The 21,168-nt window shown below is 45.6% G+C and carries 21 protein-coding genes and 2 pseudogenes; 9 read left to right on the top strand and 14 right to left on the bottom strand.

The window, feature by feature from the left end; translation table 11 throughout:
- Window positions 1–54 precede the first annotated feature (54 nt).
- The gene (locus tag QUB63_RS34155) at window positions 55–237 is read left to right on the top strand and encodes a hypothetical protein (RefSeq protein ID WP_332949829.1); all 183 of its coding nucleotides are present in this window, start codon (window positions 55–57) and stop codon (window positions 235–237) included.
- Between the two features lie 192 nt (window positions 238–429).
- Here the strand turns inward: QUB63_RS34155 and QUB63_RS34160 are convergent, their stop codons facing one another.
- The 3 genes from QUB63_RS34160 to QUB63_RS34170 form a co-directional block, all read right to left on the bottom strand.
- Window positions 430–777 carry a type II toxin-antitoxin system PemK/MazF family toxin gene (locus QUB63_RS34160; RefSeq protein WP_332949830.1) on the bottom strand — a complete coding sequence of 116 codons (348 nt, stop codon included), beginning with the start codon at window positions 775–777 and terminating at the stop codon, window positions 430–432.
- A complete protein-coding gene (locus QUB63_RS34165) occupies window positions 777–983 on the bottom strand; it encodes a hypothetical protein (RefSeq protein ID WP_332949831.1) in 207 nt (68 codons plus the stop codon). The genes QUB63_RS34160 and QUB63_RS34165 overlap by 1 nt, the downstream gene beginning before the upstream one ends.
- A 142-nt stretch (window positions 984–1,125) precedes the next feature.
- Complete coding sequence (locus QUB63_RS34170; RefSeq protein ID WP_332949832.1) at window positions 1,126–1,638, bottom strand: hypothetical protein; 513 nt, start codon at window positions 1,636–1,638, stop codon at window positions 1,126–1,128.
- A gap of 177 nt (window positions 1,639–1,815) precedes the next feature.
- Here QUB63_RS34170 and QUB63_RS34175 point away from each other — a divergent pair, with 177 nt between their 5' ends.
- On the top strand, window positions 1,816–2,712 hold the full coding sequence (locus tag QUB63_RS34175; RefSeq protein ID WP_332949833.1) for a hypothetical protein: 897 nt from the start codon (window positions 1,816–1,818) through the stop codon (window positions 2,710–2,712).
- A gap of 26 nt (window positions 2,713–2,738) precedes the next feature.
- Window positions 2,739–3,143 (top strand): hypothetical protein, encoded by a 405-nt coding sequence (locus QUB63_RS34180; protein WP_332949834.1) that lies wholly within the window; start codon window positions 2,739–2,741, stop codon window positions 3,141–3,143.
- A 59-nt stretch (window positions 3,144–3,202) separates the two neighbouring features.
- On the opposite strand, the gene QUB63_RS34185 is transcribed toward QUB63_RS34180, so the two are convergent.
- Window positions 3,203–3,598, bottom strand: a complete 396-nt coding sequence (locus QUB63_RS34185) for a type II toxin-antitoxin system VapC family toxin (RefSeq protein ID WP_332949835.1) — start codon at window positions 3,596–3,598, stop codon at window positions 3,203–3,205.
- Window positions 3,595–3,843: a hypothetical protein gene (locus tag QUB63_RS34190; protein ID WP_332949836.1), complete on the bottom strand. Its 249-nt coding sequence runs from the start codon at window positions 3,841–3,843 to the stop codon at window positions 3,595–3,597. Before QUB63_RS34190 ends, QUB63_RS34185 begins: the two co-directional genes overlap by 4 nt.
- A gap of 185 nt (window positions 3,844–4,028) precedes the next feature.
- On the opposite strand from QUB63_RS34190, the gene QUB63_RS34195 reads away from it, so the two are divergent.
- Window positions 4,029–4,259, top strand: a complete 231-nt coding sequence (locus tag QUB63_RS34195; protein WP_332949837.1) for a hypothetical protein — start codon at window positions 4,029–4,031, stop codon at window positions 4,257–4,259.
- Window positions 4,260–4,360: 101 nt separating this feature from the next.
- Window positions 4,361–4,525, top strand: a pseudogene (locus QUB63_RS35280) (ParE family toxin-like protein); the annotation flags it as partial.
- A 56-nt stretch (window positions 4,526–4,581) separates the two neighbouring features.
- Here the strand turns inward: QUB63_RS35280 and QUB63_RS34200 are convergent.
- The 3 genes from QUB63_RS34200 to QUB63_RS34210 all read right to left on the bottom strand — a co-directional run bounded on the left by QUB63_RS34200 (window position 4,582) and on the right by QUB63_RS34210 (window position 5,893).
- Window positions 4,582–4,881 (bottom strand): hypothetical protein, encoded by a 300-nt coding sequence (locus QUB63_RS34200; protein ID WP_332949838.1) that lies wholly within the window; start codon window positions 4,879–4,881, stop codon window positions 4,582–4,584.
- A gap of 145 nt (window positions 4,882–5,026) precedes the next feature.
- Window positions 5,027–5,341 carry a hypothetical protein gene (locus QUB63_RS34205; RefSeq protein WP_332949839.1) on the bottom strand — a complete coding sequence of 105 codons (315 nt, stop codon included), beginning with the start codon at window positions 5,339–5,341 and terminating at the stop codon, window positions 5,027–5,029.
- A 318-nt stretch (window positions 5,342–5,659) separates the two neighbouring features.
- Window positions 5,660–5,893 (bottom strand): hypothetical protein, encoded by a 234-nt coding sequence (locus QUB63_RS34210; RefSeq protein WP_332949840.1) that lies wholly within the window; start codon window positions 5,891–5,893, stop codon window positions 5,660–5,662.
- A gap of 193 nt (window positions 5,894–6,086) precedes the next feature.
- Here QUB63_RS34210 and QUB63_RS34215 point away from each other — a divergent pair, with 193 nt between their 5' ends.
- A complete protein-coding gene (locus QUB63_RS34215; protein ID WP_332949841.1) occupies window positions 6,087–8,261 on the top strand; it encodes a flavin-dependent dehydrogenase in 2,175 nt (724 codons plus the stop codon).
- 141 nt (window positions 8,262–8,402) lie between these two features.
- Here the strand turns inward: QUB63_RS34215 and QUB63_RS34220 are convergent, their stop codons facing one another.
- The 3 genes from QUB63_RS34220 to QUB63_RS34230 all read right to left on the bottom strand — a co-directional run bounded on the left by QUB63_RS34220 (window position 8,403) and on the right by QUB63_RS34230 (window position 11,004).
- The gene (locus tag QUB63_RS34220) at window positions 8,403–9,737 is read right to left on the bottom strand and encodes a hypothetical protein (protein WP_332949842.1); all 1,335 of its coding nucleotides are present in this window, start codon (window positions 9,735–9,737) and stop codon (window positions 8,403–8,405) included.
- 260 nt (window positions 9,738–9,997) lie between these two features.
- Entirely contained in the window at window positions 9,998–10,678 is a 681-nt protein-coding gene (locus QUB63_RS34225; RefSeq protein WP_332949843.1) for a (2Fe-2S) ferredoxin domain-containing protein, read from the bottom strand.
- An 80-nt stretch (window positions 10,679–10,758) separates the two neighbouring features.
- Complete coding sequence (locus QUB63_RS34230) at window positions 10,759–11,004, bottom strand: Asr1405/Asl0597 family protein (protein WP_332949844.1); 246 nt, start codon at window positions 11,002–11,004, stop codon at window positions 10,759–10,761.
- Between the two features lie 354 nt (window positions 11,005–11,358).
- Between QUB63_RS34230 and QUB63_RS34235 the strand changes: the two genes are divergently transcribed.
- The gene (locus QUB63_RS34235) at window positions 11,359–11,901 is read left to right on the top strand and encodes a Dps family protein (protein ID WP_293251189.1); all 543 of its coding nucleotides are present in this window, start codon (window positions 11,359–11,361) and stop codon (window positions 11,899–11,901) included.
- A gap of 141 nt (window positions 11,902–12,042) precedes the next feature.
- Here the strand turns inward: QUB63_RS34235 and chlP are convergent, their stop codons facing one another.
- Window positions 12,043–13,263 (bottom strand): geranylgeranyl reductase, encoded by a 1,221-nt coding sequence (gene chlP, locus QUB63_RS34240; RefSeq protein WP_332949845.1) that lies wholly within the window; start codon window positions 13,261–13,263, stop codon window positions 12,043–12,045.
- A 481-nt stretch (window positions 13,264–13,744) separates the two neighbouring features.
- Here chlP and QUB63_RS34245 point away from each other — a divergent pair, with 481 nt between their 5' ends.
- On the top strand, window positions 13,745–14,137 hold the full coding sequence (locus QUB63_RS34245; RefSeq protein WP_332949846.1) for a hypothetical protein: 393 nt from the start codon (window positions 13,745–13,747) through the stop codon (window positions 14,135–14,137).
- 923 nt (window positions 14,138–15,060) lie between these two features.
- On the opposite strand, the gene QUB63_RS35285 is transcribed toward QUB63_RS34245, so the two are convergent.
- Window positions 15,061–15,201 (bottom strand): transposase-like zinc-binding domain-containing protein, encoded by a 141-nt coding sequence (locus tag QUB63_RS35285; protein WP_442921898.1) that lies wholly within the window; start codon window positions 15,199–15,201, stop codon window positions 15,061–15,063.
- A 165-nt stretch (window positions 15,202–15,366) separates the two neighbouring features.
- Between QUB63_RS35285 and QUB63_RS34255 the strand changes: the two genes are divergently transcribed.
- Window positions 15,367–20,736, top strand: a complete 5,370-nt coding sequence (locus tag QUB63_RS34255) for an AAA family ATPase (protein ID WP_332949847.1) — start codon at window positions 15,367–15,369, stop codon at window positions 20,734–20,736.
- Window positions 20,737–20,864: 128 nt separating this feature from the next.
- On the opposite strand, the pseudogene QUB63_RS34260 reads toward QUB63_RS34255, so the two are convergent.
- Window positions 20,865–21,168: pseudogene (locus QUB63_RS34260) on the bottom strand (chemotaxis protein CheB); the annotation flags it as partial.

Raw genomic sequence — 21,168 nt, forward strand, 5'->3', positions numbered from 1 at the left:
CTCAAAGTACAAGCGAAAGGGGAGGGACTTAATGCCTCCCATGTCATGCGATAAATGACTATACTTTTACTAGCTATCCAACAAGGTTTTGAAGAACTCAAGGGACTTACTCGCTTGCTGCTCGTGAGTTTGCACGATAAATGCAGCAAAAATGTGGAATTTCAGGTTGAGATTGCGCCACTTGCTGCATCTGAGGGCGATCGATCACCTGGAGGTGGTGTCGATCGCGAAAATTGATGAATAAGATAGAATTAGAGCAAACGGTAAAGAATTAATATGAGTATTACTAGGCATCGCGAATGGATCGAATCTGTACGAGTAAAGGTAGATGCTGCTGTTGCCGTCTCCGAACATACTCCACCGATTGATGGCGAAACATTTATTGTAGGGATTTTTGGAGCGCTTTGGGCCGCGCGAGAGTCAACAAGCCTATACTAATTGAAATGCTTGTATTAGAGTTGCATTCAATTGCTGCATTTGCTGACTTCCTAACTCGCCCAATCGTCTCAGTATTAATCTTTTTTCAAGGCAGACAATTCGAGTCACTCTAACTTTAGAAGATACTCTTAATCCCGTGCTATAAAATTCGGGATCGGAAGCATTTAAAGCAAATTCATCTAAACTTATGCTAGTGACATTTTGCGAAGAAATGAAGCAGATAGTAATTTCATCTATGGTTGAACTTGCCCACAGCACTAAAGCCGGACGTAACTTTTTCTGACTCAAATCTGTAAATGGAAATTCAACTAAAACAATATCTCCTTTTTTTAGCTTCACTAAATTGGCTCTCCATCTTCAATGGTGTAAATATCTGGTTCATCCTGTAAAAAATTCAAGGCTCCTCCGCTTTGGGCTAACTGAGTCATTTCCGCAGTTGAAGGATAGGGTATGTTGCTAAACAATTTTGCTTTTATTAGCAATTGCTCTTCTTCTGAGAGTGTCTGAATGATTTGTACTAAGGATTCAATGAGTTTTGTGTTCATAGCTGAAAATATCTAAGTATATTTTATTTGACTTCAACAAGGCAACCTCCGACGATTGTAACAAAGAAAAGTAAGTACGCGCGAGCGAAGCTATCCCGAAGGGAATCGCGCGTATTGAGTAAAATTCGCACAGGGCGCAGACTTACTCCTCGAATTCCACCAGCTTAACCACATCCAAGGGTAGCTCTAGTACCTCTGCAATTTGCTCGTCGCTCAAGCCAAACTGCCGTAATTTACCAATTTTTTCAATATTAGCTTGATTATTGCCATGAAAGTCAGGTGTTTCGGGTTGACTTTTCTCTGGGGTAGGAGTGGTTTGTTCGGAACCCCTGTTTACACAGCCGATTATATTGTTATTGCTATTAAAGCTTCGATCGCCCAAAGAAATATTTAGATTACTTTGCCGTTCTAAAACAGATTTCAGATTGTGTTTATTAACTGGTTCATCAAAGAGATCCGATAACATTTGCAAAAGCTCGTAACCGACATCCTTAACATGACCGGCCGAACAGCCGCAATTTTCTGCAATGTCATCATACTTTTGGCGCTTCAGAGTTCCTTCAATAATTTCGCGCTGCAAGTCATTGAGACGTTTGCCTGTCTTGGCGTACACAGCTTTTTCTATAAATTGCAAGACCTCTTGAACGTGCATCATCCGGGATGTGGGAGGACATTGGTTATTATAGCCGACTTTATCCGTATTTTTCCGTATTTTTCCGATATTCAAACTTTACAGAATCTTTACAAAACTTCCGTATTATTCCGTCTTTTTCCGCTTTTTAAATTTTAATAATTGGTTTAAAGTGATATTGTGCATAATAAACATTTCAGTATGAATAAAAACAAAATATTATTAGCGATATGCACTGCGACCTTGTTATTAACTATTTGTGTTCAAGTTTTTGCTCAACAATTTAATAAAACATTCGTCCCAGAAAATATTAAACCAAGTTATGGTGGTTCTCTAACACAGCAATCACTCACCTTATCACCTACGGTCTCACAGAAAATGTTAGCACTAAATGATCCGAGCGTTATACAACAAACAAAAAAAGAAAGTGATTGGAGCGCCACACTCGCAACAGTAGTTTCTATACTTAGCTTAGGTGTCTCCTCTGTTGTTGCTTATACCTCTAATTTTAGACAAGCAGATATTAAGTTGTGTTTTAGTAGAGATCTCATATTTTCCCCGATTTTTATAAATGATGTTCCAACAGGAAGTAGAACTTTTAAAGGAGTAGGATTCAATTTACCACTAACCTTCTACAATTGGAGTCCACAGGGCGGAACTATTCAGCGCATTCGCTTGGTTATTAGCAGGCACAATCATGATGATAATCTTTATGATATGGCATGGACTACTTTTGTCAAAATTACAGATGTTGGAGACTTTGTAAATGATAACTTAGCTCAGCCAATTCCTGTAAAAGGGAGTTCTTCAATAAATAAAGTAATTAGATTTGATTGGATTGCCGAGCAAGGAACACCAAATTCATTTGAGGTGCAATCTGGTAAGTACCAGCTAATGATTTTTGGATGGACCAAAAATACAGAAAAGCCTAGCTTAAGATACGAAACATTCTTTAACCTTGAAAAAGAACATTCTCAAAAATTTGAGGATAGTGTAAAAGCTAAGCTCAGCCCAGCTATTTGGGTATCATTGGAGGAAAATGAAAAGACAAATCAGCTTATGCCAAGAAACAGTATTAAAAGACTTTATTTGGAATAGATTTTGATTAAGGAGTAGTTTTAATTATGACTGGGAATAATGATTTAAAAGTTGGTGGTAGTGTTGGTGGCAGTGTTTATGGTGGAAGGGTTTACCAGGACAATTATAATAACTACGGTCAGGCTGGAGCTTTTGGTGAAAATGCCCGATCCGACAACAACACTTCTGTACAACACTCACAACAGGAACAAACTCTTGCAGAAGCGGCTGCGGAGATTCAACAACTTCTCAAGCAGTTGGAACAAACTAATCCAACGGCTACTGAATCTGAAAAGATTGAGTACGCTAACGATGAAACTACCCCCAGTTTCAAGCGTCGTGTAATTCGTGCATTGCAGGCTGGTGGTGAAGCTGCTATCGAAGAGTTTTTAGCCAATCCCTATGTCAATGTTACGAAAGCGATCTTCAAAGGTTGGATGAAACCAGAATAGTTACCGGTATGCGAAGCCCGATCGCCCTTACGAACAAAACTAAGTGCGATCGCCCGCAACTACCAAATCGTTTCAACGTGAGGATAGCTCAGAATCTTCTCATCGCAAGTAACCAATGGAATATCATACCGCCGCGCGATCGCTACTAAAATGCGATCGGCAGGATCTTTGTGAAACTCCCCTGGAAGCTGCGTACTGCCAATTGCATCCAACGGATTCAGGGGCTCGATAACTGTGCCTGAATGAGTTCTCGCTTGCGCGTACCACTGTTCGATCGGCAAAGGCAAAGTCAGCTTACCCAAACTCGATTTCACAGCAATTTCCCAAACTGAAATTGCAGAAACCAGTAAACCGCTTTGGTTTTCCTCAGCCTCGATCGCACGATTTGCCGCCACAGACAAATGACTGGGCTCGTGCAGCAGCCAAAGCCAAATATGCGTATCCAGTAAAATCATGTACCCAGAGCATCCCATAAATCCGACATCGGCTCATCAAAATCCTCGGCAATTACCAACGGCATCCCGCGCAGAGGATAATGCTTTTGCGCTGTCAATCCAGCACTCGAAATCGAAGCCGACTCGATCGCCAAAAAACCCTCCGAGTTCGACAAGCGCGTCTGACGCAAAAAACTCAATAGCACCTCAAGTACATCATCTGATGTTTGCTCAATCTCGCGGATTAGTTCTTCCCGGACAGTCATAATCTGGCATTCTCCTTGCTAGACTTCTTTACCCATTGTAATTCGAGATGCGATCGTTTTGCCCGATCGCCCTTACGAACAAAACTAAGTGCGATCGCGCCAATCTTTGTGAAACTCCCCTGGGAGTTGCAATTACTACGTTGACCTGCTACCGTTAACACAGACGCATCGCAGGAAAACAACCGATGACACTAACAGAATTACTCCCTACCATTAGACAACTGTCTGCGAGCGAGAAACGAGAGTTAATCCGCATTCTAATGGAGGAAGAAGATATCAGTGATGAACAGGTGTGGAATGCTCAATTTGAAGCTACAACAGATGCTCAGTGGGATAGTTTAGCTGAGATAGTACGTCAGGAAATCACTGCTGGCGATATTACGCCTCTGGTTGATGTTTTTCCCGAATCGCCATGAAATCAAGTGTTACTAACGCATTTCGCAAGAAACTCGATCAGCTTCCTGCATCGATTCAAGAGCAAGGAGCCAAAGCATAGGCCCTTTGGCATTCAGATCCCTACCACAACAGCCTTCAGTTTAAACGAGTCAGTCAGCGTCAACCTATTTATTCAGTTCGCGTTGGACTAAACTACCGAGTTCTTGGCTTACTAGAGAACGATCGCATTTACTGGTTTTGGATTGGCGCACATACAGAGTATGATGAGTTGCTTCAACGGTTGTAGGTTCGCGATCGACATCCGGCAATTAATACGCTCTTCGTCTGCAAATATCCTACGCATCAAGACTGTTTCTCCTGCCAAATCGCCTCTCGCTCCGCTTCTAAACCAGCCAATAAATCACTCAAACCCACATTTTCATTTGCCATAATCGTGACAATTCTATTGATTAGTTGGGGAACTTGAGGTTGTTTGGGAGCAAGCAAAATCAGATTACCTATTTGAAGTAGCACCAGCGTATCTCCCTGATTAACATTCAGAGAATCTTGTAATAACTGGGGAATGGTAATTTCCCCTCCCTGTCCCAGAATAATCGGGAATTGTTGAATTTGTACGTCCGTTTCTTGTGAAGTTATTGTCACGACTTTAACCTCAGCCTAAGCGTGTTAAGTTTCTAAGATTCCTGATTATAGCAATTTTTGGGCATTGTATGTTTTGGGCGATCGCCCTTACGAACAAAACTAAGTGCGATCGCCTTTTTTATTCCCGATCGTTATCAAATCACCCTCACAACAACCCTTCTTCCACAATTTCTGGGATTTCTCTAACAAATTCTGCTGGAGTTTGAATCATTAACCCGCTTCGTGCAGCAACTTCGGCAGTAAAATTTTTAGTATTTAAGCTCAACAAGCGGTCAACATTTGCCAGAACAGCAGCCCCTAAAATCCGGGTATCTTCGATCGGAAATCCGCCGCGGGCGATCGATCTACTGTTGACGATCGCACAGGGGCCATCAACCACATCTCTTGCTCGCGATCTCCGCGATCGCGCAAACACATTGATTGCAGACCAGACAGAGCTAGTTTTTTCCCTTGCCGCCATACTTAATGCTTTTTGTCAACCTCTTTTACTGGACTGGCGCTCTAGCAGTCAATTGCACTTAAGTGCAATTTGAGAAGAGGAATATATTCTAAAATTCCTTGACTAAGCACTGAACCCAGCCCCCAAAAGGCTATCCAAAATCATCGCGATCGCAGGTTTGCTTCTTTGCCCACTAGCATAAAATGATTTAAACATAATTTTTAGCTCTTCGTCGGGCCTGCGATCGGATTAGTTCCAGCATCCAAAAAGAGCTATTCTAAAATCTGGTCAATCCCGTCGCTCGATCGCACTCGCGAATGCTTCAGATTTTGACAATGTTTAGGGCCAATTTTCCCAAGCTTGAGCCACAATCTCGCTCAGCCAAAGCCTTTGAGCTAAATCGAGCAGATTGTCGTCGGCGAGCACCTCAGCTTTTAACTCATCCAAAGACTGAGATCGCGATCGAGCTATTTGAATCACACCCGCGATCGCCGACGCCACCAATTCTTCATTCAGCGGCTGCTGTCGCAAAGCAATCATTTCTTGAGGATTCGTAGGAATGGGATAATTCATAAGAGTGCATACCGAAGAAAGTAGATACTGACCCGCTGCGGGCAAAGCAGGAGCGAGCTCGATCGAAAACCTAAAAATCTGAGAACAATGTAAACTTATTTAAAACTCAATAAGTATTCGGGAGTATAGCGTACTTTGCTCCCTTGTCAACTCCCCCATCTTTATTAATTTATTCAGAATTGAGACCCTAATCATGCAAGAAATTCTTTATCTAGAAGTCCCGACACCGGATACAGCAGCCGTCTGCACTTGGTTGCAGCACGAATTCGATCCCGGAATCGGAGAAAAAATTATTACTCCTGACGGTTTTCGCCTGCTTTCCAACCCAACAGCAGCCGAGTTGGTCAAATCGGGAACTCAAAATGCCAATCCCAAGCCCGCCTTCGCTGACACCAATTCAGGAAACCGCAATTGGCGATCGACAGAACTTTCCACCTTTGTCTGGTCAGTCCAGCGCACAACTTATTTAAAAGTCTTTCGTCTCGAAGACGCGCCCGCTGGAGAAAGAAAGTTCCTCGAAGCTCTGAATCAGGCTGTGAGAAACAAGTTTCCCGATCGCTACCCAGAACCCCCTGTCATAGACCTCTCCAAACAGTCAATTTTTGACGCTCTTGCCCCCTATTACCCCCTCACCGTCAAATACTTCCAAAAAATGCCTAAAGGCGAATACGACCTCCAGCGCGTGTACTGGTGGGAGCAGCGCTGGCGCGAAGGCACTCGCAATCCTCAAACGCCAAAACAAGTAGTGTTTTTGAAGAAGGAAGAAGGTTCGGCAACGAGCACTGTACGGGATGTAGCGGATGTAACGGATGTTGAGAAGAAGGTAAAAAGTACAGTTTCGGCGTCGGATTCTGGCGATACTGTTTACGACTTAATTTATATCGGCGGGGCTTTGGGAGTGATTCACGCTGCGGTTATGGCGAGATTGGGCTACCGAGTGCTGCTGGTAGAACGAATGCCTTTCGGGCGGATGAATCGCGAGTGGAATATTTCGCGGGATGAAATTCAAAGCTTAATTGATTTGGGTTTATTTACTGCTGCAGAAATCGAAACTTTGATTGCCAGAGAATACAAAGATGGCTACAACAAGTTTTTTGATGCTAACAATCCCCCCGTTGCTCAAGCCCCAATTCTGCACACGCCAAAGGTGCTGAACGTAGCTTTGGACGGCGAGAAACTGCTGTATTTGGCGGGAGTTAAGCTGACAGAAGCTGGCGGGGAAATCTGGGACGAAACTGAGTTTATCAGAGCCGATGTCGAAGCAGAAAAAGTGATTGTTCAAGGCCGCCACTTGCCCACAAAAGCCGATCGCACTACATCAGCAAGACTGCTGGTAGATGCAATGGGTTCGGCTTCTCCGATTGCTTGGCAGTTGAACGGAGGGCGGGCTTTTGACAGCGTTTGCCCGACCGTCGGAGCAGCCATTGACGGAGGATTTGAGCCTGGGGTTTGGGATTCCGAGTACGGGGATGTTCTCTACAGTCACGGCGACATTTCCCGGGGCCGCCAGCTCATTTGGGAACTGTTTCCCGGCGCCGGCACAGAACTTACAGTTTATCTATTTCACTACCACCAAGTACATCCCGAGAATCCCGGTTCTTTGCTGGAACTGTACGAGGATTTTTTTACAATTTTGCCGGAGTACCGCCGCTGCGATATCGACAAATTGGTATGGAAAAAACCGACTTTCGGTTATATTCCCGGGCATTTTAGCAGCAACAGCAGCGATCGCGCGGTGGCGATCGATCGCCTGATCGCGATCGGCGACGCAGCATCTTTGCAATCTCCCTTAGTATTCACCGGTTTCGGCTCCCTCGTCCGCAATCTTTTCCGCTTAACAGACCTTTTGGATACAGCCTTAAAGCACAATTTATTAAGTGCCAATCACTTAAACCAAATTCGCGCCTACCAGAGCAACGTGTCAGTAACTTGGCTGTTTTCTAAAGGGATGATGGTTCCCACCGGTCGCAGTTTGCCGCCCCAAAGAATTAATTCAATTCTCAATACCTTTTTCGGTATTTTGGCAGGACAAGAACTCGCCGTAGCCGAAACTTTTATTAAAGATAGAGTCGATTGGCTAACTTTCAATCGATTGGCTATTGAAGCAGCCGGAAAAAACCCTTCTCTCCTGCTGTGGATTTTAGATTTTGTCACCTTGGGGGATGTTTGGCGCTGGTTGGGGAGTTATTTGAGTTTTACTCTGCTGGCTTTAGCCAGTTGGCTGTTCGGATGGCTGCCCAGTTTCGCCCGCAAGGTACAGCCTTGGTTGGAGCCCCGGTATCCGGGTGTTTGGCTGTGGCTGTTGGCTACCAGCTATGCTCTCACCTACGGCATGGGAAAGGGAAAAAAAAGAGTTTTGAGTTTATAGCTGAGTGCGATCGAGACGCTCGCACTGCACTCGGAATAATATTTTTCCGGTAGAAACACAAACGATATTATCTGTATTTTTGGTAATTGGTAAATCAGAGCAATTACCAATTACCAATTACCAATTACCAACTTGCGTTGGCTATCGAAAACTCGGCAATTCAATTTCAGCTAGCGATCGGCGTTTTTTAGAAGACCGCAGCGGACTAGCAATCAAGGCCAGCCAGTCGGGTTGTGCGACTGCTGTAGGTTTGGCCGCACTCGATCGCACTTCTTGAATGCCAAAGGTTTCAACAGAATTCACAATTTGAACGGCCGGTGCCAATTCTGGGCTGCTTAATTTGGCAGCAGCAGTTTCGGCAACTGACTGGGCCGCCGGCAGTTGAGGTTCCGCAACCGCAAGGCCCGACTCGGTTTCCGGCTCCTGAGGCTGGTTGGTTTCGCTCGGATGCAATTGAATGCCGGATGCTTCGGCTAATTTGTTGAGTTCCAGATTTGCTATAGATTCTGGGTCGATCGCATATTCAGCAAGCGCTGCCTCTAGATGCTCTTCTGGTTCAGACCAAGCTTTGACAGGGGCAGCGTTGAAGGCTGGCGGCAGCGGAACCTGAGAGCTTTTGACCGTCGCGAGCAAGGATTCTAATTGCTTGTGGGCGGTATCCTCCGCATTGTCAGGCGGCTCGACAATCGGCGACTTCACGTGCGGCCTCTCCAGACTTTTTTCCAAAGCCGCTTTGAATTGCAAAGTGTGGCGCTGCTGGCGGTGCAAGCGCGATCGCAATTCCCTGCAAACATTTTCTGTGGCTACTAGCTGGTGAAACTGTTCGTTGTAGCGCTGCACAGTAGACGCACATTCTCGCTCAACAAGCGCTAGCCTGGTTTGGCTGGTTGCTAACTGACTGCTTAAACTCTCGACTAAAATTTCTTGACCCTGGAGGGTTTGATGGGAAACTTCCACTTTGCCAAACAGCCGCGTCAATTGTTCTTGAGTGTTTTCGAGTTCAGCAGTCCGCTGTTGTAGCAAAGTTTCGCGATTCTGCAAGTTTTTTTGGGACTCTTCGAGAGCTGTTTCTAGCTGGGCGATGCGCTGCAAAAGGTCGCGGTTGCATTCGTGCAGCGCTTGCATGAGGGTGACTGGGGTCGATCCTTTGCCCTGACGCTGTTCGGCATTGCCGAGCAGATTTTTGAGATTGTCTGAAATCGCGGGTGCGCCCGCCGGGGGAACTTGTGTGTGAGATTGCAAATTGTTCGCCGAGGGTGTTGTGGGAATTGCATCTACGCTGATCGCGTTGGGAAAATCTACTGTTTGCCAGTCTTCTTCTGGCTGTTGGGGAACTCTTGCGGGAGTTTCTGTCCGATGGGGGGCGATCGGCTCAAAACCCCCAGCAGCAGCAAAATTTGACTGCAATGGTTCGTTATCGGATCGAACAGCAGGGTGCGGTTGGTGCTGACTGGCTCGAAGATCAGCTTCTGACATGGCTTTTTGTCCCAATAGTCACAGAGTCTCAGATACAGTCTATCCTTATATATTCTCTATAAGGAAGCCCCTAGCCATGAGTCATTGGTCAAACAGGTCATCGGTCATCGGTCATTGGTCAAACAGGGCATCGGTCATTGGTCAAACAGGGCATCGGTCATTGGTCAAACAGGGCATCGGTCATTGGTCAGGAGTCACAAGCAAAATTCTCCGACTCGGACACTCGGACGCTCGGACATTCGGACATTGCGCGCGATCGGCTAAACTTTAACAACTGCAAAATGTTTGTCAATAATTGCTGGAATTTCTGCCGGTGCAATGCGGCTGTAGCGAGTTTTCTGGGGCATCACAACTATATTTGGCCCTGCTTTGCACTGTTTGAGACATCCGGTTCCCTGAACAGTCACTTGCTCTTCTAAACCCCGCGCATTCAAAGCATTTTCTAAAGCTTTACAGACTGCTGCGCCGCCCCGCTTCTGGCAGTCAGATTTTTGACATACTAATATTTTGGTTTGGGTTTTTGCCGGAGCTTTGAGAGTTTGAGCTGTTGTGGGAGTGGTGACTTCGGTTTTGCCGATCGCGCGATCCTCTTCGAGGGCTTCGCCAACGGACATCAGTACCCCAGCAGGTACACTGGTAGAGTCGAGCTGTTCGGGCGATCGGTCGTTGTTGCCCCGAGCCAGAGTGACGCTGCGAGCTTTAAGTTTTATTTTACCGTTTTTCAAATTTAGTTCTTTCTCGCCCGCAACTTGAACTCTCAACCCGGGCGTCAAAACAGGCGCTAAAAATGACCGCAATTCCTTGCAAAGTTTCACGAGGTATTCTACTTTGCGATCGGTGCCAATCCGCAAATATTTAAGTTTATAACCATCTTCAATAATCAGGCTGAGGATTTCTCCCTCCAAGCTGAATTCAGAAACTTGCTTGCCAGACTTATACATTGTCATAACTCCTTTACATCCGTTACATCCGTTACATCCCGTACACTGCTCGTTGCCGAACTTCCTTCTTCCTTCGGGCTTTACCCGATTTGCCAGCAGCACTCCAGCAACTGAACCAATTCGCGCCGAGGGGCACTAACTTGCCTCAACACGCTCCGGAGCTGAGCAGCTTGTCTGACAGTGTTGACTTTTGCCCGCAAAGGTTGGTCAACCGCACACCAGCAGGGAATTTCGAGTTCTTGCAAGCGTTTGTAAACTTGCCACCTGTCTAGCCAACTAACTTGCACAATGTCACAAACTTCTAATTCTGGATCTGCTGGATTCATTTTTTAACAACAGTAATGATTTGCATTAATTTTTACCCTGACCGATCGCGGGCAGAAGTTAAAAGCCAGATTTCCGAAGAAAATCAAGGATTGTCAAAAGCCCTTTCTGAAAATTCTGCCTTTTGCCCAATGCCTTTTGCCTTCAGAAGGTTCGCCCCACTTTCAGGAAGCATTCAGAACGAGCATCTTTTCCAAGCATAACCCAACTGCTAATAATTCTCAATAGGTTTACAAAAAAATTTTCCTACTCTACAAAATCTTCCACTATCGAGGCAGACCCTGCTTGACGGGCAAATCTGGGATGCTAAACTGACTCTATTGGCAACAAAACTGCCTATTGAGAGGAGAACACACATGGCCCAGAGTCAGAGTGCATTGAGACCGTTTGGCCACATAGCTGAAAACCCTGTTCTACTGGAACATTCAGTCACAGCACCGATTTGTGAAGGGATGAACGCGCTGCTGGCCAGTTTTCAGGCTCTATACCTGCAATATCAAAAACATCATTTTGTAGTGGAGGGGGCAGAATTCTACTCCTTGCACAAATTTTTTGAAGAAAGCTACGGAGAAGCTCAAGATAGCGTCCACGAATTGGGCGAGCGGTTGAACGGATTGGGCGGCATACCTGCTGCTAGCTTTAGCAAATTAGCCGAGATGTGCTGCTTCGAGCCAGAAGCCGACGGCGTATATTCCTGTCGCCAAATGCTGGAACACGATTTGACAGCAGAGCAAGCTATCATAGGTTTGCTGCGCCGTCAAGCAGGACAAGCAGAAAGTTTGGGCGATCGAGCAACGCGCTACCTCTACGAAAAAATCCTGCTGAAAACAGAAGAGCGAGCTTATCACATTTCCCACTTCCTCGCCCCCGACACCTTAGTCCAGTTCAACTTGAACTAACAATTCTTCTTCTTCTTTCTCTTCCTTCTCTTCCTTCGCGCCCTTCGCGTCTTCGCGGTTCGTTATCTTACATCTAAAAAAAGCGAGCAGTTTTCTGAACTGCCCGCTTTTATTATACAAAGTGCGCTAAACCCCCAGAAATTAAGGAGCTAAAGCATTGCCGCGCAACAAGCTACCAATGGTTTTCGCAGTAATCTTCATCTGAATGAAGGGATTAGCCGGAACCACCGTTTTATACAAATAGCTATCGAATGTGAGCTTCTGCACGTCGCGATCGGCACACATTTCCACAAAAGCTTCGCGAGTAGCATCGGAACGGTAGAACACGCGCTGCAAAATGTCAAGCACTTTGTAGGTAATACCGTAAGCCTTATCCCACCGCTTCAGATACAGCTTAATTTCTTGTTCAGTCGGAATCCGCGCGCCCTTATTAGAAATTTCCACAATAGTTTCAGCGCACATCCGGCCAGACTTAGCGGCAAAATAGATACCTTCGCCCGAAGACTTGGTAACGTAGCCGGCGGCGTCGCCTACGAGAGCAACTCGACCGACAACCCGGCGGGGACGCGGATGTTCCGGGATGGGGTGAGCTTCCACTTTAATAATCTCACCGCCCATCAGTTTTTTCGCAGCGCGGGCGCGGACTCCTGCTTGCAGCTTTTTGATATCGGCTTGATTGACTTTCATCGTGCCGGTACCGACGGCTACGTGGTCGTATTTGGGGAACACCCAAGCGTAGAAGTCGGTAGATACGTCGTCGCCGACGTACATTTCGGCTAAGTCTTGGTAGTAAGCCATTTTATCTTCTGGCAGGCGGATGCGTTCTTGGAAGGCGATCGCATAATTGTAATCACCAGCATCAATCGCCTTGGCTACGCGGGAGTTAGCGCCGTCAGCGCCAATTACCAAATCCACTTTCAGAGTTTTCTGAGTTCCCACAGCGGTGCCGTTGGAGTGGTCGGCGTAGTGGAGAATGTAGGGGTCACTGTTGTTGCTGGGAATTTCTAAGGTGTGAACGGTACCGTTAATTAGTTTGGCACCTAAGGAAGCGGCGCGATCGCGCAGGAAGCCATCGAGCACTTCCCGGCGGCACATACCGATGTATTCGTGGGCGTTTTCGATGTTGATGTCCACCTCGACGTTGGAGGGGGAGATCATTTTCATTTTTCGGACTTGGCGGTCAATAATATTTTGCGGCAAGTCAAATTCGCTGACCATGCACAGGGGAATTGCCCCACCGCAGGGTTTTGCGTTGTCTAATTTCCGCTCGAATAAATAAGTTTCGATGCCTGCTTTTACCAATGTTTCGGCGGCGCAAGAACCCGCAGGGCCTGAGCCAACAACTGCAACCCGTAGTGTCAAAGCTTTTCTCCCCAATTTTTTCTATAGGCTTTACTCAGGTGTGATGGTATCACGGAGTTTATGTGCTGCGGGCGGAAGATGGGGAGATTTAAATGAAATGAAACAGAGCTTAACAGTTCGATACGAAAATGTGGTTTGAGGTGCCCGTTTCGATCGACAATCTTAAATCTTTAACGGTAGATGAACGCGGATGGACGCTGATGTGCGATCGAATGAATTACTTTAGGGAAACGGGCCAAAGCCGTGTTAACTTAAGCCCAAAAGACCGCCAGGGACTGAAGTCCCTGTCTAATAGCGAAAGTCCTCGCTCAGAGGACTGAAGAACTCATTAGTGCTCAGTCCTCTGAGCGAGGACTTTCGCTATGAGGCAGGGGTTTAAACCCCTGCCGGACTGCGGGTTTGACCTTAAGCCCGATCGAACTCGGTGCAATTACGTTACATTTAAGTTACGTTAAGCTCCTATATAAAATTTCAAATTGCTATGCTAGGTAATTTTCAACAAAGCCAATTGCGGATTGAGGTTGAAGCTTCGGAGACTGCGATTCGGGACAGTTTGCTGCGTCCTGTGCAGTTGCAGCAGTGGCTGTGGCCTCAGCAGTTTTCTAAGGGTTTGCCGGAAATGCTCGATAGAGAATTGACATTCACGAGTTGGATAGGCCCGGTAGCGGTGCAGCACTATGTGGACATTGCAGAGTCAAATTGTCTGCGGCTGTTATTGAGTCAGGGAATTGACGGATTTCACGAGTGGTATTGGGGCGATGGTTGGGTGCAGTCTCGCTTGGAGGGAGTGTCGCTGCTGCCGCTGAATTTGGGGCAAACCGCTAGTTTACTCCGGCTGCGGGAGTTTGTGGCCCGCAAGGGTAAGGGGAAGTAGATAAATGACTCTCCAAAATCATGAGAACAAAGTCTGGTAGTCCTGCATAGCAACGAAAAATTCTTAATCCTTTTAGGGATAAAGAAGCGTTGTAATGATGAATAAAATACCACAAAGCTCCCCCACGATTCGAGAGCTTTTTAGATTAGGAAAGACTCTTTCTTACAACAATAGCGAGATATCCTGTACATCAGGGAGTTCTTGCATCTTTAGAGATCAGAAGTTTTGCCCGTATCTTTCCCGACAGATTTGTGTCGCTGGCGAGGCAAAACTTTTTTATATGCGACCAAAAAATCTGTATAATAGACGGCACATTGTCTGTCAACTACTGGGAGGGAATCCGACAAACCTCTAGCACCCATTTCAACTAGACTTCCTATATATAGCAATCCTCGCATCATTTGTGAATTTCTTACTCCCTCCCCGCGAGTTCGGGGAGGGTTGGGGTGGGGTAAAAAATTTACCAGAAAGAATTGGTTTAAAGCCCCAAGCCGTATCGGGAGAAATTAAAATCCGACTATTCATTACTCCAATCCTCGGACTTCCAGGTAGAGGTCGCCCTCTTGCGGTCAACTGTCAACTGTCCACTGTCAACTGTCAACTGAAGACTCATGTAGGATTGCTATAAACCGCTAGAATTTCTTTGGTTAAGGCATCAATTGGCAGCTCTTTCCACTGCTTGTTCCCCTTATTGCCGACAAACGACTACATTGCATCATGTTGGATCGTTAGCTTGCCTTGGTTTTTTGACTTTACTTGAACTTTCCGGGGGACTGATGCTAATTGTTGAAAAACACATAGTATTGGAGCCAGCGGGGGGACACCCTCGTGACTTTGACAATCGCGACTCAAGATATTTTTTCTAATAAAAGCTGATCTCTCAATTTTTTTGTTTCTTCTGAAATCCTTTGATGTCTGGGGTTTTAAACAAACTGCCTGTGACAATATATACATTTAAAGTTTTGCTTAGCGCTGGAGGTGGGACAATTTTTAACGATGTTTGGAGAACCGAAACGGGGACAATTCATGGAGTTGAGAATTAACAAGGCTGAGATACGTCGCATTATAACTCCTTACCCTTACTCTGCCAGACCACCTGAAAGCCACTTCGCTGCCGAAAAACTAAGAGTGTGTTATAAAAACATAATTTGTTCCTTTCTAAAGCGCTATTCTCAACACAAGGAACCCGGTGCGTCTTGAGTTCAATTTAATTTTAAAAAAAAATAAATATGCTCTCCATTCCAGGCATTGCCGTCCAGAAGCTGCTTTACGAAAGTGCCAACTCTCTGGTTTACCGGGCTCTTCGGGAAGCGGATCGCCAACCGCTCATCCTCAAATTGCTCAAAGAAAGCTACCCCACACCTCAAGAATTGCTACGCTACCGCACTGAATACCGCATCACCCGAGAGCTGAAAGAGGCGGGAGTCGTGCAAGTTTATGACTTGCAAAAATACCAAAACAGCCTCGTGATTTTTGTGGAGGACTTTGGCGGGGAATCCTTGAAAATATGGATGCAGCAGCGAAAGTTTAGCCTCAAGGAATTTCTGCTCCTGGCGATCGCAGCCACTGAAACTTTAGGGCAAATTCACAGCGCCAAAATCATCCACAAAGATATTAACCCCTCAAATATTGTTTATAACCCGGAAACGGGACAGCTCAAAATTATCGACTTTGGCATTTCCACTCAGCTAACGCGGGAAATGTCAACCCTGAAAAACCCCAAGGTTTTAGAAGGAACCCTCGCTTACATCTCGCCTGAACAAACTGGTAGGATGAATCGCTCTATCGATTACCGCACTGACTTTTACTCTCTCGGCGTCACCTTCTACGAATTGCTGAGTGGAAAACTGCCTTTCGAGACAGAAGATGCTTTAGAACTCGTTCACTGCCACATTGCCAGACAGCCCATTCCCCCCCAGGAAATCCAGCCAGAAATTCCCCTTATTCTATCCCAAATTGTCAGCAAACTGATGGCGAAAAATGCCGAAAACCGCTATCAAACTGCTTTGGGACTCAAGCACGATTTAGAAAGGTGTCTGGTTCAATTACAAGAAACCAATAACATTGAGACGTTTGCCTTAGGAACGCGGGATATTACAGACCGTTTCCTGATTCCCGAAAAGTTATACGGCAGGGAAACTGAAGTTGATAATCTATTAGCAGCATTTGAAAGAGTCAGTACGGGTAACGCCGAAATGATGCTAGTAGCGGGCTTTTCTGGAATTGGTAAAACCGCCGTAGTGAACGAAGTCCATAAGCCGATCGCCCGACAACAGGGCTATTTTATTAAAGGCAAATACGACCAATTCGGGCGCAATATTCCCTTCAGTGCATTTGTGCAAGCATTTCGGGAATTGATGGGGCAATTATTATCAGAAAGTGACTCTCACTTACACATATGGAAAACCAAGATTCTCACAGCAGTGGGGGATAGCTGCCAAGTCTTGATTGAAGTAATTCCTGAGTTAGAACGCATCATTGGCGCTCAAAGTCCTGCACTAGAACTGTCAGGGAATGCGGCACAAAATCGCTTCAATTTGCTGATGCAAAAGTTTGTGCAAGTATTTACCACCGCCTCACATCCCTTAGTAATATTTTTGGACGATTTGCAGTGGGCAGATTCAGCATCCCTGCAATTGCTACAAGTGTTAATGCAGGATAGGGGGCATCTGTTAGTATTGGGTGCTTATAGGGATAATGAAGTCTCCCCGGTTCATCCGTTTATGCTGACTGTGGATGAGATTGTGAAGTCTGGGGCAATGGTGAATACTATTACACTGCAACCCTTGAGCCAAAAAGATCTGAATCAGTTGGTAGCAGATACGCTGATTTGCGATGTTTCTTTAACTCAACCCTTGACAGAATTAGTTTATCAAAAAACCAAAGGTAATCCGTTTTTCTCGACTCAATTTCTGAAGTCGTTGTATGAAGATGGTCACATTATTTTTGCCCCCCCTGAGTCCCCCCTTAGTAAGGGGGGAAGTAAAGGAGGGTGGCAGTACAATATTGATCGAGTTACATTGGCCGACGCCTCGGATGTGGTGGAGTTTATGGCAGCGCAATTGCAGAAGTTGCCTGCCAAAACTCAGGATGTTCTCAAACTGGCTGCGTGCATTGGGGCGCAGTTCGATTTAGATACATTGGCAATAGTCAACGAAGAATTACCCGAACAAACGGCATCAGCGCTATGGAAAGCCTTGCAAGAAGGACTTATTTTACTGATTGCAGAAGGCTATGATTTAATTCAAACAGATGGGGGAACTCGGAATAATTCTGTTGCTAATCCAACTTATAAATTCCTGCACGATCGCGTCCAGCAAGCGGCTTATTCATTGATTCCCGACGAGCAAAAACAAGTCACTCATCTCAAAATAGGACAGTTACTTATACAAAAATACTCGGAGATAGAAAGAGAGGAAAAACTATTTGATATTGTGGGGCATTTGAATCGAGGAATTGAGTTGATCGAGCGCTTAAGCGAACGAGAAACCTTAGCAAAACTTAACTTAGAAGCGGGACGTAAGGCAAGAAGTTCTACCGCCTACGCTGCGGCAAATATCTATCTACAAACGGGAATTGAGCTACTGACACCTCAATGCTGGCAAACTCAGTATGAGTTGACGCTAAATCTCTACATTGCTGCGGCCGAAACTGCCTATTTGAATGCTGACCTTGAGGGTATGGAAGAGATGGCAGCGCAGGTTTTGCAAAAAGCTCAGACAATTTTAGACAAAATCAAAATTTACGAAATTCAAATCGTCGCTCAAACAGCCCAGAGCAAGGTGTTAGAAACGATCGCAGTAGCAAGAGAAGCACTCTTGCAATTGGGGATTGAACTTCCTGCCGAAGCTGATGAAGCCTTGATTGGAAAAGCGCTACAAGCCCTTGCGGCTCAATTAAGCGGCAGAAAGATTGAGGAACTCGTTGACTTACCTGTGATGACAAATCCACAGACTCAGGCAGCCATGGAACTGTTAGGAATGTTGTTTACAACGATATTCCAGGGAATGCCGGGTTTGCTGCCCCTGCTTAGCTCGACGATGGTGAATTTATCGCTCTCCTTTGGGAATACACCCGCATCTACTGTGGGGTATGCAATTCACGGAATGGTCTTGTGTGCCTTTTTGGGAGAGGTGCAAACGGGCTATGGCTTTGGGCAATTGGCACTCTTATTGCTCGATAGGTTCAATGTGCCGGAATTCAAGTCTATAATTCTCTTTTTGTTTGGGGGCTGGATTCAGCATCATCAAGAACCTGTGAGGGCAACGATACCGACGCTGAAAGATGGCTACACGGCGGGCATGGAAACTGGTAATTTTCTACACGCTGGTTACAGCATAAGTATTTACTTTGATTCCAACTTTTTTGGTGGGGTAGAACTAGACACTTGGGAACCCGAACTAGCAGCTTACAGTGCTGCCTTGGTTCAGGTGAAGCAATATTCTGCTCGGGTTTATTTGGATATGAAACAGCAGATGGTGTCGAACTTGAGGGAAGCTCGTATTCGGTCGGATTGTTTAATAGGAAGTGCCTACGATGAAACGGTGATGATTCCTAAGCACCATCAGAACAATGACCTGACGGCGATCGCTGCTGTCTACATCTACAAACTGTTGCTTGCTTACTCATTCGGAAATTACACGACTGCCCTAGACAACATTACTCAAGCCAAGCCGTATTTAATGGCAGTATCGGGATTTGTTTTTGTTCCCATTTTTCATTTTTATGCCGCCCTGACGCACCTGGCACTTTTTCGGGCACAGCCAGCCATTGAGCAAACTGAAATTCTTGGCTTAGTTGAAAGCCATCAAAGCACGCTGCAACAGTGGGCGCAAAATGCTCCGATGAATTATCTGCATAAATGGTATTTAGTGGAAGCAGAACGGCAACGGGTGTTGGGCAATAAAGCCGAGGCGATTGAAATGTACGATCGCGCCATTTCTGCAGCCCAAGAAAACAAATATGTTAATGACGAAGCCCTGGCCAACGAACTAGCAGCCAAATTCTACTCGGAATGGGGCAAAACAAAAGTTGCTCAAGCCTACATCTTTGAGGCGTATTATTGTTATGTTGAATGGGGAGCCACTGCTAAGGTAACGGATTTAGAAACGCGATATCCCCACTTATTCGCGGTAACTCAACCGGGAAGGAAAAACACTCAAACTACCGTAGCAATGACAACGGCTGGTTCGGGGAATCACCTAGATATCACCGCAGTCATGAAGGCTTCTCAGGCGATTTCTGGAGAAATTATGCTAGATAAGCTACTGTCTAGCTTGATGAAAATTTTGATGGAAAATGCAGGGGCGCAAAAGGGTTATCTGATTTTGTTAAGCCAGGGACAACTGTTCATTGAAGCTGAAGGGACAATCGATGACGAACTCGTCACCGTGTTGCAGTCAATCCCCGTTGAAACCTGTCAAGAACTTTCCTCCGCAATTGTCAATTATGTGAGCCGCACTCAAGAAAGCGTGGTACTGGATGATGCTGCGCGATCGGGACAATTTACTAACGACCCCTACATCCAAAAGCATCAGCCCAAATCAATTTTATGTGTGCCGCTGATTAACCAATCTCAAATTATCAGTATTGTTTACCTAGACAATAATCTGACAGCCGGAGCTTTTACGCCAGAAAGAGTGGAACTATTAAAAGTGTTATCTGGACAGGCAGCTATTTCGATTCAAAATTCTAAACTTTATACAGAAGTACGCGAAAATGAAAGCAGGCTGGCTCAACTCAACAAAGCTTACGAGCGATTTGTTCCCCATCAATTCCTCCAGTTTTTAGAGAAATCAAGCATCATTGATGTGGAATTGGGCGACCAAGTGCAGTTAGAAATGTCGGTGTTGTTTTCCGACATTCGCGATTTCACTACGCTTTCGGAAACTATGACGCCGGAGGATAATTTCAAATTTATCAATTCCTATCTTTATCGTATGGAACCTGTTATTAATCAAAATCACGGGTTTATTGATAAATATATTGGCGATGCGATTATGGCGCTGTTTAGTGGCGAAGCTGATAATGCGGTGAAAGCGGGAATTGCTATGCTGTATCGCCTCGGTGAATACAATCAATACTGCTCCAACTCTGGCTGTGCGCTGATTCAGATTGGCATTGGGATCAATACGGGTTCTTTGATGCTGGGAACTGTGGGAGGACCAAATCGCATGGACGGTACGGTAATTAGCGATGCGGTGAATTTAGCTTCTCGCGTGGAAAGTTTGACAAAAAATTATGGGGTTTCGCTGTTAATTACCCAGCCAACTTATTCGCGCCTGAAAAATCCATCTCAGTACGCAATCCGCACTCTCGATACGGTAAAAGTCAAGGGAAAATCCGAAGCTGTGACGATTTATGAGGTGTTTGATGCAGATCCGCCAGAAATTAAACAGGGCAAGTTAGCTACGCTGGAATTGTTTGCAGAAGCTAGGGCAATTTACTCGGAAGGGAAGTTATTTGAAGCGGCGCGGCTGTTTTCCGAGTGTTGGCGTCAGAATCAGGGCGATCGCGTTGCTAAAATTTACTGGGAACGCTGTGAGTCTGCATTGGTGACTCGCACCAAAATCAAAGACAGGCTACACAATTTAAATTAAGCGGTTGCTATACCTGAAAATCACAGCAAAAGTGCGATCGACTGCTGAGACACCATACAAACTAGGCGATCGAAATCGGGTAGGTATGTTGTTGCGCTAAAGCGCTTTAGCGCAACAACATACGAAGTCTAAAAAGTTACTGCCTGAACTATACTGCTGGCAGTAACTCCTTTCAAAACAGCTAAATATTCCCCTGTTACCTGATACTGAATTATAGTATCGCTCACAAAAGCGCCGGTTCCTTGAAAAATATTTAACTGGTTAAAAGCCAGGGGGCTAATTAAATCAATTTTGTCTTGATTTAAGGTAAAATCAGCAATCACATCAGCAGCGGCTAAGTCTGTTCCGCCAGTATCGATCGCGATCGCAAACACATCAAAACCCAATCCGCCTGTCAAAGTGTCGGCACCCATTTCTCCAAATAAGTAATCA

Origin of the sequence: Microcoleus sp. ARI1-B5, from assembly GCF_036705795.1 — a bacterium.
In the GTDB taxonomy this organism is placed as follows: domain Bacteria; phylum Cyanobacteriota; class Cyanobacteriia; order Cyanobacteriales; family Microcoleaceae; genus Microcoleus.

What these genes read in the sequence shown, in the direction of transcription:
- QUB63_RS34170 (WP_332949832.1), bottom strand. Translation starts at nt 1,638, where the DNA reads ATGATGCACGTTCAAGAGGTCTTGCAATTTATAGAAAAAGCTGTGTAC.
- QUB63_RS34195 (WP_332949837.1), top strand. Translation starts at nt 4,029, where the DNA reads ATGACACTAACAGAATTACTCCCTACCATTAGACAACTGTCTGCGAGC.
- QUB63_RS34255 (WP_332949847.1), top strand. Translation starts at nt 15,367, where the DNA reads ATGCTCTCCATTCCAGGCATTGCCGTCCAGAAGCTGCTTTACGAAAGT.
- QUB63_RS35285 (WP_442921898.1), bottom strand. Translation starts at nt 15,201, where the DNA reads ATGCGACGTATCTCAGCCTTGTTAATTCTCAACTCCATGAATTGTCCC.
- QUB63_RS34220 (WP_332949842.1), bottom strand. Translation starts at nt 9,737, where the DNA reads ATGTCAGAAGCTGATCTTCGAGCCAGTCAGCACCAACCGCACCCTGCT.
- QUB63_RS34225 (WP_332949843.1), bottom strand. Translation starts at nt 10,678, where the DNA reads ATGTATAAGTCTGGCAAGCAAGTTTCTGAATTCAGCTTGGAGGGAGAA.
- QUB63_RS34180 (WP_332949834.1), top strand. Translation starts at nt 2,739, where the DNA reads ATGACTGGGAATAATGATTTAAAAGTTGGTGGTAGTGTTGGTGGCAGT.
- QUB63_RS34230 (WP_332949844.1), bottom strand. Translation starts at nt 11,004, where the DNA reads ATGAATCCAGCAGATCCAGAATTAGAAGTTTGTGACATTGTGCAAGTT.
- QUB63_RS34165 (WP_332949831.1), bottom strand. Translation starts at nt 983, where the DNA reads ATGAACACAAAACTCATTGAATCCTTAGTACAAATCATTCAGACACTC.
- QUB63_RS34235 (WP_293251189.1), top strand. Translation starts at nt 11,359, where the DNA reads ATGGCCCAGAGTCAGAGTGCATTGAGACCGTTTGGCCACATAGCTGAA.
- QUB63_RS34210 (WP_332949840.1), bottom strand. Translation starts at nt 5,893, where the DNA reads ATGAATTATCCCATTCCTACGAATCCTCAAGAAATGATTGCTTTGCGA.
- QUB63_RS34185 (WP_332949835.1), bottom strand. Translation starts at nt 3,598, where the DNA reads ATGATTTTACTGGATACGCATATTTGGCTTTGGCTGCTGCACGAGCCC.
- QUB63_RS34215 (WP_332949841.1), top strand. Translation starts at nt 6,087, where the DNA reads ATGCAAGAAATTCTTTATCTAGAAGTCCCGACACCGGATACAGCAGCC.
- QUB63_RS34190 (WP_332949836.1), bottom strand. Translation starts at nt 3,843, where the DNA reads ATGACTGTCCGGGAAGAACTAATCCGCGAGATTGAGCAAACATCAGAT.
- QUB63_RS34205 (WP_332949839.1), bottom strand. Translation starts at nt 5,341, where the DNA reads ATGGCGGCAAGGGAAAAAACTAGCTCTGTCTGGTCTGCAATCAATGTG.
- QUB63_RS34175 (WP_332949833.1), top strand. Translation starts at nt 1,816, where the DNA reads ATGAATAAAAACAAAATATTATTAGCGATATGCACTGCGACCTTGTTA.
- QUB63_RS34155 (WP_332949829.1), top strand. Translation starts at nt 55, where the DNA reads ATGACTATACTTTTACTAGCTATCCAACAAGGTTTTGAAGAACTCAAG.
- QUB63_RS34245 (WP_332949846.1), top strand. Translation starts at nt 13,745, where the DNA reads ATGCTAGGTAATTTTCAACAAAGCCAATTGCGGATTGAGGTTGAAGCT.